This is a genomic window from Burkholderia sp. JPY481 (assembly GCF_038900515.1).
Lineage (GTDB): Bacteria > Pseudomonadota > Gammaproteobacteria > Burkholderiales > Burkholderiaceae > Paraburkholderia > Paraburkholderia youngii.
Map to the genome: position 1 here is coordinate 21,597 of NZ_JAYMRT010000038.1, position 9,217 is coordinate 30,813.

The window sequence follows — 9,217 nt, forward strand, 5'->3', positions numbered from 1 at the left end:
TAAACGAACGCTGGATGTGGTGCTAAGCATTGTTCCGGTAATCAATGCATCGTCGAGATACTGGTCAGTGAAGTATTGAAGTAGCCTCAACCTTAAAGGATTCCAAGATGTATGTACTTGGTATTAACGCCGCTTACCACGAATCTGCCGCTTGTCTTATCAAGGATGGGCAAGTCGTAATGGCGATCGAAGAGGAGCGTCTAAATCGCATCAAGCATGGGAAACTCGCCAGTCCCGGGACGACGGGCGAGTTGCCATGGCTCGCGATCAATAAGTGTCTCGAGGCTGCGGGAATCACGCTTGCCGACTGTGAGCACCTCGGTTACTCGTTCAGCCCTGAAATTCTTCAAGAGGGTGTGGCACAATGGCGGGATACGAACGACACGCCTCACGTGTGGCCGCTGGAGAAGGATAGCTACCAGACAATCGAAGGGGGGCTGGACTTCATTGATGGGGTGCTGTCCGCGCGCAGGCAACTGATTGAGAACGCCGGATTCAGGGGGACCTTCCACTTTCTGCCGCACCACGATTGCCACGCCGCAAGCGCCTTCCACGTGTCGCAGTTCGATAAGGCCGCGGTGCTCGTGATTGACGGAATCGGGGAATGGGCGAGTACTTCGCTGTACTACGGAGAGGGCACGCAACTGCGCAAAGTGCACGATTTTATTTTTCCGAATTCACTCGGGTTTGTGTGGGAGAAGCTGTCAAAATATCTTGGCTTTAGCCAGTACGATGCGTCCAAGGTCATGGGTCTCGCCGCCTATGGCGACGCTACCAAAACCATTGACCTATTTGCGAAGATTGTGACTAGCAAGCAAAACATGAGCGTCGATCTGGCCGTGCTGCGTCATGAATCGCCAGACTTTTCTCCGTTGGAGACGCTTTTCGGCCTGCCAAGGCGCTATGAACCTGTGGACTTCAACGTCGAGAACTGGCAGGCCTACGTGAATGTCGCAGCTGGCCTGCAGTTGCTGACCGAACAGGTGCTCGTAGAAATCCTGCGTCGTTTCGATTATCAAACCCATCGCAACTTGTGCATGGCCGGGGGCGTCGCGCTAAATTGTGCAGCTAATGGCGCGATTGTGCGTGAGAAGCTGTTCGACAATATCTTTATTCAGCCGGCCTCCAACGATGCTGGCACCGCGATGGGGGCTGCATTCCTGATTTGGAATCAAATGCTTGGTCGGCCGCGGGACTATGTGTTTACGAACGCCTACCTCGGCCCGAGCTACACTGACGATGAAATCGAGGCGGTGCTTTCTCGCACGAACCTGAACTACAACAAGGTGGAAGTTGCGGGGAAAGCCGCGCAGCTTATCGCTGATGGCAACATTGTCGGTTGGTTCAGTGGTGGGATGGAGTGGGGGCCGCGTGCGCTTGGTGCGCGTAGCTTGCTAGCAGATCCACGCAACAAAGACATCCGCGAATTGATGAACGTCAAGGTGAAGCATCGCGAACTTTACCGTCCGTTCTGTCCAAGCATTCTCGGAGAACGTGCAGAGGAATGGTTCATCGGAAGTACCGACGCGAATGCAGGAAAGTACATGCTTACGACGTCAGTGGTCCACCCCGAAAAGGCGGGTGCGATCCCGGCGGTCGTTCATTTTGACCAAACTGTACGTGCGCAGACGGTTTATCGGGAGGATAACCCTGAGTACTACCGCTTGATTTCTGAGTTCGAGGCACTCACAGGCGTTCCGCTGCTGCTAAACACTTCCTTCAACGACTCGGAGCCGATTGTGTGCAGCCCTCAGGACGCCATTAATACATTTTTGAAGACCGACATCGACTACCTCGTGCTTGGCAACTACCTCGTTGAGAAAAACCCAGGTTACACCTGACATCTGCCCTGAGACCTAGCCGTACATGGGGTTGTAAGCCGGAATCGCCAAAATTTTGGAAGTTCTTTGATTTCAGGTGGTTAGAGAAGGTCGAGACCCGCAAGCATGGCTGCGATGTCGATCGGGTTCTCGTTGCGAAACGTGTAATGCCCGAGCCCGGCTCGCGACGCCTGCCGAACCCGGGGGTTCCCGGATGCCGATGCGCTGGCCGCGCTGCGTGGCTGGTATGCAGGCCTCAGTTCACGTGCAACCGTCCTGCGCTACCTGCCTGGCCTTAAGGCGCCGGGCCGGTCCGCACGTGGCATGCTCGGCCGCATCCGCCGGCAGCTCATTGCGTTCGCCGAAAGCCGCCATCGACTGGATCTGCCGGCGGTATTCCAGCACACGCGCCAAGAGCGGCGGGGGCGAGCCAAGGCAGTTGAACACGCGCTCAGGACGTTGCCCTCGTTGACTGCGCCACAGCCCCAGATCAGCGACGACATTGAATGGTGGCTCGCACCCCGGACCGCGAATGCCCTGCGTGCACACGGCATCCATACGCTCTCGGAACTGACCGTACGCATCCGGCGACGGCGCGGATGGTGGCGAACGATCGAGGGGCTCGGCGCGATGGGGGCTCGGCAAGTCGAAGCATTCTTCGCCGAGCATCCGCTGTTGACCGAGCGCGCCCGCGCACTGGTCGCGGTCACCAAGCCACGCAGCATCGTGCCGTGGGAAGAGTTGCGCCTGCCGCACGAGGTCGATGGCTCGCAGGGCAGTTTCCGGGCGCCGCGTAATGCCTGCACGCTGAACGTGACGAACGATTACGAGGCGGTACAGGCGTGGCTTGCGCTGCACGAAACAGCGACGACGCAGCGCGCCTATCGCAAGGAGGCCGAGCGGCTGATCCTGTGGGCGATCGTCGAACGCGGGCGGGCGCTGTCGTCACTGCCCTGTCAGCGCGCTCAGCAGCCTACGCACTGACGGTGCTCTCGGCGCTGTTTCGCTGGCTGATCGAGCAGCGTAACGTGCTCGCCAATCCGTTTTCCGGCGTCAAGGTCCGAGGCCACGCCTCGCAGCCAGCGCTGGACACGACGCGCGGTTTCACCGAGGGTGAGTGGCTGCTGGTCCGCGCGATTGCCGACGGCCTCGAATGGTCCTATGGCTGGTCGGAGCCAGCGGCGCAGCGGCTGCGCTTCCTGCTTGACTTCGGCTACGCGACGGGTCTGCGCGCGAGCGAACTGGTCGGCGCCGAGCTCGGCAGCATCCGCGTGGACGGGCACGGTGATCACTGGCTGCATCTGGTCGGCAAGGGCAGCAAGCCCGGCAAGGTGGCACTGCCGCCGCTCGCGCGTACTGCGCTCGATCAGTACCTTGCACAGCGACGCCTGCCTGTCACGCCACAACGCTGCAACCCGAAGACATCACTGGTCGCGAGTCTGGGCGAAGACGGCGACGCGGGTATCGCGGGTTCGCGTCTGGGGCGCGTCATGCGCCGCTTCTTCGCACAGGCAGCCGACGTGATCGAGGCCGATCATCCGGTAGCTGCCGAAAAATTGCGCCGCGCGAGTCCGCACTGGATGCGCCACAGCCACGCGCTCGCTAGCGGGGCCAAACTGACCAGCGTGCGCGACAACCTGCGCCATGCATCGATCGCGACGACATCGATGTACCTGCACGGCGACGAAATCCAGCGTGCGAGGGCTATGGATCAGGCCTTTGCCGCCCGAAAATAGCCGCTAACCTATTGAATTCGAAGAATTTCGAAAAAATCGGCGGTTCCAGCATATAACCCCCACAAGCGAATGATTTCGTTGGCATCCCAATGGCCGTGCCACTTTCAATCCTCAGGTCCAAGACCGCTGAGGCGAGAAATTCTTCAAGCGCCAGAGCGAGTACGATCGCCAACGCGCAAGGCATTGACTCCACTGCTTTCGGCGTAGCGCCTGAACGACGGCGACGCTCAGCGACCGGCGATGACACTGCGCCGGTCTCCCACACGAATCTTGCGGGCTTGCGTTCAACGAAGGCAAACAATAGCAGTCCTGAGCCCAACGTAAACGATTGAATGTGACTATAGAAAAATCCTACGAACTCAATGTCAAGGCGATCAGTATAAAGGGAAATCAACTCGACGGAAAATGCATCGATGTGGCATTCCAATTAGGCGGATCTTGCCCGAAAACATTGCGAACGAAGAAATCCATGAGCTTACGCTCGGTGAAGATACCGGGGGCTCCATGATCAGCACCAGGCACATAGACCATTTCGAATTCCTTTCCCGCCTTAATGAGACTGTCGGCGAGCGCAAAGGTGGAGGCCGGATCGACATTGTGGTCCATTTCGCCCACAACAAGCATAAGTTTGCCGTGCAGATTGTCGGCATTGTCGATGGCGGAGGACTGTGAGTATTCAATGCCGACGGGCCAGCCCATCCACTGTTCGTTCCACCATATCTTGTCCATACGGTTGTCATAGCAACCACTGTTGGCTACCGCAAGCTTATAGAAGTCCGAATGGAATAGCAGTGCATCAATGGCGTTCTGGCCGCCAGCTGATGTACCGAAGATTCCCAAATTCGAGATGTCGTACCAGGGATATAGAGAGGCAGCCGCCTTATGCCACAGAATGCGATCGGGAAGGCCTGCATCTTTCAGATTCTTCCACGCGACATCATGGAAAAGGCGTGAACGGTTGTTAGTGCCCATTCCGTCGATTTGCACAACGATAAAACCCAACTGGGTAAGGGGCTCTGTTGTGGTTGTGAATGACTTTGGGACGTGAGAGCCTTGCGGGCCGGCATATATATGCTCCACCACAGGATACTTCAGATGTGGATCGAATCTATCTGGTAGATGAATGATTCCCCAAATATCGGTCTTACCATCGCGCCCTTTGGCAACAAAATTGATTGGTGTTCTCCATCCATTAGATTCGAGTTGGGAGATGTCGGTGCTCTCGATCTGCATCAGTTTAGCGTTGTCGCTAGACCGGAAAAGCGCCATGCGTGGGGGAAGGTCGATACGCGACCAGAGGTCGACGTAGAATCTACCGTCCGGAGAAAACTCGATGTGATGATTGGCCGGTTCTGGCGTAAGTGATGTCAGCCGCTTTCCGTCGAAGCCAATTCGGTAGGCATGAACGAAATAAGGGTCCTCACCGAAATTCATTCCGCTTGCTTCGAACCAAATTTCCCTTCTGACCGGATCGATGTGGTCCACCGCGCGGACAATCCAGTCACCTTTGGTGATTTGGTTTTCTAAAACACCGGTACGGCCATTAAAGAGGTACAGATGTTCAAATCCATCGCGCTCGGATGCCCAGATAATTTCCTCTCCATCATTAACATTGTAACGAAAGTGTTTTCCGGCATTTCTTTGGTTATTTCTTAAATCTGTATAATCGACGAACGTGGAGCTGACCTCATCGATCAAAGAGCGCGTACGGCCGGTGGCTGCCTCCACCTCGATTACTCGGTAGAGCTGATGGCCGCGTTGGTTGTACTCAAATGTAAAGCCTTTCCCATCCTTCCACCAATTAATTTGGGAAAGGTCAAAAGGATTCGGGAACAAAGCATTGTCGATATTGACCATGCGCTTGTTGACTATGTCGAATAGTACCGGTTGCGGTCGCGGAAGAATATCTCCCGCTTTGGGATACGCTAATGGCTCATACCTGGCTTGATGGTTTGTTGCTGAGGAATTGACAAGCATGATTTGACGCGGTTGGCCGACGGCGACACGGTAACCTGCGAGGTGATTCGAGTCAGGGGACCACTTTAGGGATGAGAAGACGTAATTGTTCGCTTCTGTCCCGTCCCAACTTAACGGTACATTTACTGACCCGTCCTTACTCATTAGAAAGACGTTGTAGTTTTTGATATATGCTTTCCACTTGCCGTCCGGTGAATCGCTTGTCATTCGACTATCGCTTTCAGCCGTTGGCGTGAAGTCGTTATGAAATGACAAGATTTCGCCCTGAGAGATCCTAGTGCAGATGTAGCTTGAAAGATCACAACTCCACTGAACGGAATCAATGGAGAACAGCAACTGGTGGCCGTCTTGTCCGATTTCGAAGCGGTCAAAGGGCAGCGAAGTGCCTCGGAAATTCGAGGAGGCCGCCTTATTTAATGCTTCGGCAAGGCGGCTATGATCGAAAGCCGGTTGCTTCTTCCCAGTTTTGATATTGAATTTAATGAACTGGCGCTCACCATGTGTCGTCCGTCGGTAGGCAAGGGTCTCGGGCGAAAGCCAGAAAGGGGGGGTATCGACGAAATTGACAATCTTATCCGAGTACTGGTAACGAACTGTGAGAGCCCGCTGAAAGTCTGAGGGGGTAAGAGCAAAGGGGGGGTGTATGGTTCCGTTCCCCTGGTTGTCAGCAGCCGATAGCAACGTGCAGTAGGAAATTAGAAGCAGAAAGATGGTGACAATTTTTTGCATGGATGTTTGGCCTTGACTATGTATAAGTTACGTCGTCGGCTTACCTTGGGGCAATTTTTATGCCATCAGTGAATGCGAGTGGGTATGATCAGTGTCCGCTGATCCAGAAGCGGACATTACAACTTAGCCGCTACATACATATGTCAAAGCCAGATTCAGATGTCGTAGCACGGGCTAAATACAGATGTCGTAGTTCTGGCGCTGGTTGCGAATCTGTTTTTAAAGGTTTGAATCTCCTTGCAGCGTTGAAGGACGGGACTGAGCGGGCAGGGCGTGTCAGACCGTTCAGTGGGCACTAGCAGACCGCGGCGTGGGTTTGCTAGCCCTGAGCGCTATCTCGACCGGTTCTTCCACGACCTGGATCAGCGCTGCATTGATATCTTCGCGCGTGAACTCGCGCTGTTTCTTCGTGCCGGCCACGCGTTCCTTTGCACGAACCGGCTGACCCTGGTTGGTGCGCGACGGTGAACCGGAGATGCGCCGGCTGTCGCGCTGTGCCTGGATGACCTGCGCGAGTCGCAATGCGTGCCCCAGACGCTTGTGTTCAACCACGGCGCCCGCATCGACCTCGGCCAGCCGGTCGTACCGTCTGCATTGCAGGACCCGGCCATCGGCCCGGATCTCGATGCGTCCGTCGGGGTACTCCCACACGTCGATGTACCGGTGGACCAGCCTGCGGTTCGCCAGCGTGTCGTCCAGCAGGTACAGCACCCGGTCGTACTGCACGGTCAGCGATTTCGATACGCGTCGCGTTTCGCGCCACGTCATCAGCAGGTCCAGATTCTCGTCAGTCCGTAGCGGCCGGTGCGCGTCGAACCCGCTGCGCGGCGGCCTGGCGAAGCGCGTGTTATACGCAGCCATGAAGCAGGGCGCATACGCGTTGGCACCGGCGATCGCGCTGATCCCGCGCAGCCGCAGTTCCTTGACCAGCCGGTCCTGCAGGGTCAGGTGCGCCCGCTCGACGCGGCCCTTGGCGGGGCTACTGTTCGCGCAGAAGGTGTCGATGTTCAGTTCGTACATCGCCCGGCCAAAGTGCGTCACGCTGCGCCCGGTGCTCGCGGCTGCCGTACTGCGGAACACGCTGTACTTGTCGCTGTAAAAGGCGACCGGCTTGCCATGCTGCTCGAGATACGCGCGCGTCGCCTCAAAGTAACTGAAGGTCGATTCGCTCGCCGTGAAATGCAGCATCATCAGGCGGCTGGTCGCGTCATCGATGTACACCAGCAGCGTGCAGGAGGGCGCCCGGTCCTCGAACCAGCGGTGATCGCTGCCGTCGATCTGCACCAGCTCGCCGTAACACGCACGCCGCGCGCGTGGCTGGTAGACCTTCGGCGGACGCTGTTTGCGCGGCACCCAGAGCCCCGCATCCGTCATCAGGTGCCGTACCGTCTCCTTTGACAGCACCAGCCCGTGGCATTCGCGCAGCTTCTCGCAGGCCAGCGTCGGACCAAAATCCGCGTAGCGCTCGTGGATCAGGCCCAGCACCCGGTCCAGCAACGACTGCGACAGCTGATGATTGCTGCTCGCGCCGCGCCGCCGCGAAACCAGTCCCGCGGCACCATCGTCGCGATAGCGGATCACCATTCGCTCGATCTGACGCCGACTCAGTCCCAGCCGCTCGGCGGCACGCCAAGTCATCAGGCGGCCTTCGGCAACCGCCTCGATGACCTTCAGCCGGTCCAGCTCCTGCATGCTCATCGTGATCGTCCCGGTGCGCGTCATGGTGGTCTCTCCACAGGCGGAAAAACCGCACCATCATGCGCTACAGATAGCCAGGGTACGACATCTGTACTTTGCCCAAGTACGACACTACTACTTTGCTGCTACAACATAAATGTTGTTAAATTATGTTATGTCAAATCTCACCACAACAAAAAGCCCGCTAATCAGGCGGGCTCGGCGGGTCGCTGTAAGACAGACGTCAATGAAGCTTTTCCACGACAATCGTTGCGATCATGACGGCGACGAGCACAAGCGATCCCCACACCGACAGCTTGAGGCTCTGCGTGCGGGACTTGGTCGCCTGCTCAATAGCCTGCTTTCGCTCGGCGGCACTGAGGTCCGCCAGATGCGGGTTCTGCATATAATCCATGCTCTGCTCCTTCAGCCGGCCATGGCGTGGACCCATCCAGCTAGGGCCAATGTTACCACAGCGACAAACAGCGACGAGGTAAAGGCGGCGTAGCGAACAAACCACCATTCCCTGCTCCATATTGAGATCGGGGCGACGCCGGTCAAGGGCTCCGGCCCGATCGCGTTCACGCCGGCGTTTAGGCCGTTGAAGACTGCGGCAATCAGAAGCAGGAATCCCGCGATGACCATCGGCCATGTCGCTGCCTTCGCAACAGCCATGGCCTTGACGAGTTCGGCAAATGCGCCCGCCGCCCATCCCAGTCCGACGTAACCCAGCTGACCGTCGCGAAACGCGGCAAAAAAATCGACTGGATCGCGTCGTCGGAGCTGCCGTCGAAACCACCAAATGCAGCCTAGGATGATCAACGGCGCGAGCGCGCCGACGAGCACGTTAGACCCGAACCAGCCCAGCCAGTCTGCCCAGAACACTCTCACCAGGCCCCCTCCATGTTGGCGGGTGCGCTGTAAGTGTCCGAGGCCTCGTAAACGTTCGAAAGGGGCGCGAGCCAAATGGGCACGTCGCCGCTCGTGAAATTTAGGTCGTTCATGTGCTTCTCCAAAGACCGCACATGATAATGCCCCGTTTTACCGGCTGTCGAGCGGCTGGTCAATCGGGTCGGTCCTACGGGAACCTGTGACGAGCGTGCGGAGCTGCAAGGTGTCGCCGGCTGACACGCACCTCCGTGTGCATAGGATAGCGGTGGCCCTTATGCAGCGCGAACTCGTCCATCGCCAGATAGCGGATCGCCGACCAGTCCGGGTCGGCCACACGGGCACGCAGGCGCATCTTGTCGATCGACTTGACCGTGTGCCAGCCCAGAT

5 protein-coding genes and 2 pseudogenes are annotated in these 9,217 nt (G+C 57.4%); 2 read left to right on the forward strand and 5 right to left on the reverse strand.

Annotation, left to right across the window (positions count from 1 at the left end; translation table 11 throughout):
• The first annotated feature begins 107 nt into the window (after positions 1-107).
• Both VSR82_RS37485 and VSR82_RS37490 read left to right on the forward strand, forming a co-directional pair.
• Positions 108-1,841 carry a carbamoyltransferase family protein gene (locus VSR82_RS37485; protein ID WP_498858678.1) on the forward strand — a complete coding sequence of 578 codons (1,734 nt, stop codon included), beginning with the start codon at positions 108-110 and terminating at the stop codon, positions 1,839-1,841.
• A gap of 204 nt (positions 1,842-2,045) precedes the next feature.
• Positions 2,046-3,556, forward strand: a pseudogene (locus tag VSR82_RS37490) (site-specific integrase).
• Positions 3,557-3,946: 390 nt separating this feature from the next.
• On the opposite strand, the gene VSR82_RS37495 reads toward VSR82_RS37490, so the two are convergent.
• The 5 genes and pseudogenes from VSR82_RS37495 to VSR82_RS37515 form a co-directional block, all read right to left on the reverse strand.
• On the reverse strand, positions 3,947-6,262 hold the full coding sequence (locus VSR82_RS37495) for a S9 family peptidase (protein WP_498858679.1): 2,316 nt from the start codon (positions 6,260-6,262) through the stop codon (positions 3,947-3,949).
• 285 nt (positions 6,263-6,547) lie between these two features.
• Positions 6,548-7,984 (reverse strand): ISNCY family transposase, encoded by a 1,437-nt coding sequence (locus tag VSR82_RS37500; protein WP_498858680.1) that lies wholly within the window; start codon positions 7,982-7,984, stop codon positions 6,548-6,550.
• 199 nt (positions 7,985-8,183) lie between these two features.
• Positions 8,184-8,354 carry a hypothetical protein gene (locus tag VSR82_RS37505; RefSeq protein ID WP_410853299.1) on the reverse strand — a complete coding sequence of 57 codons (171 nt, stop codon included), beginning with the start codon at positions 8,352-8,354 and terminating at the stop codon, positions 8,184-8,186.
• Between the two features lie 11 nt (positions 8,355-8,365).
• On the reverse strand, positions 8,366-8,830 hold the full coding sequence (locus VSR82_RS37510; protein WP_410853300.1) for a hypothetical protein: 465 nt from the start codon (positions 8,828-8,830) through the stop codon (positions 8,366-8,368).
• A 259-nt stretch (positions 8,831-9,089) separates the two neighbouring features.
• Positions 9,090-9,217: pseudogene (locus VSR82_RS37515) on the reverse strand (ISL3 family transposase); the annotation flags it as partial.

What these genes read in the sequence shown, in the direction of transcription:
- VSR82_RS37485 (WP_498858678.1), top strand. Translation starts at nt 108, where the DNA reads ATGTATGTACTTGGTATTAACGCCGCTTACCACGAATCTGCCGCTTGT.
- VSR82_RS37495 (WP_498858679.1), bottom strand. Translation starts at nt 6,262, where the DNA reads ATGCAAAAAATTGTCACCATCTTTCTGCTTCTAATTTCCTACTGCACG.
- VSR82_RS37500 (WP_498858680.1), bottom strand. Translation starts at nt 7,984, where the DNA reads ATGACGCGCACCGGGACGATCACGATGAGCATGCAGGAGCTGGACCGG.
- VSR82_RS37505 (WP_410853299.1), bottom strand. Translation starts at nt 8,354, where the DNA reads ATGGATTATATGCAGAACCCGCATCTGGCGGACCTCAGTGCCGCCGAG.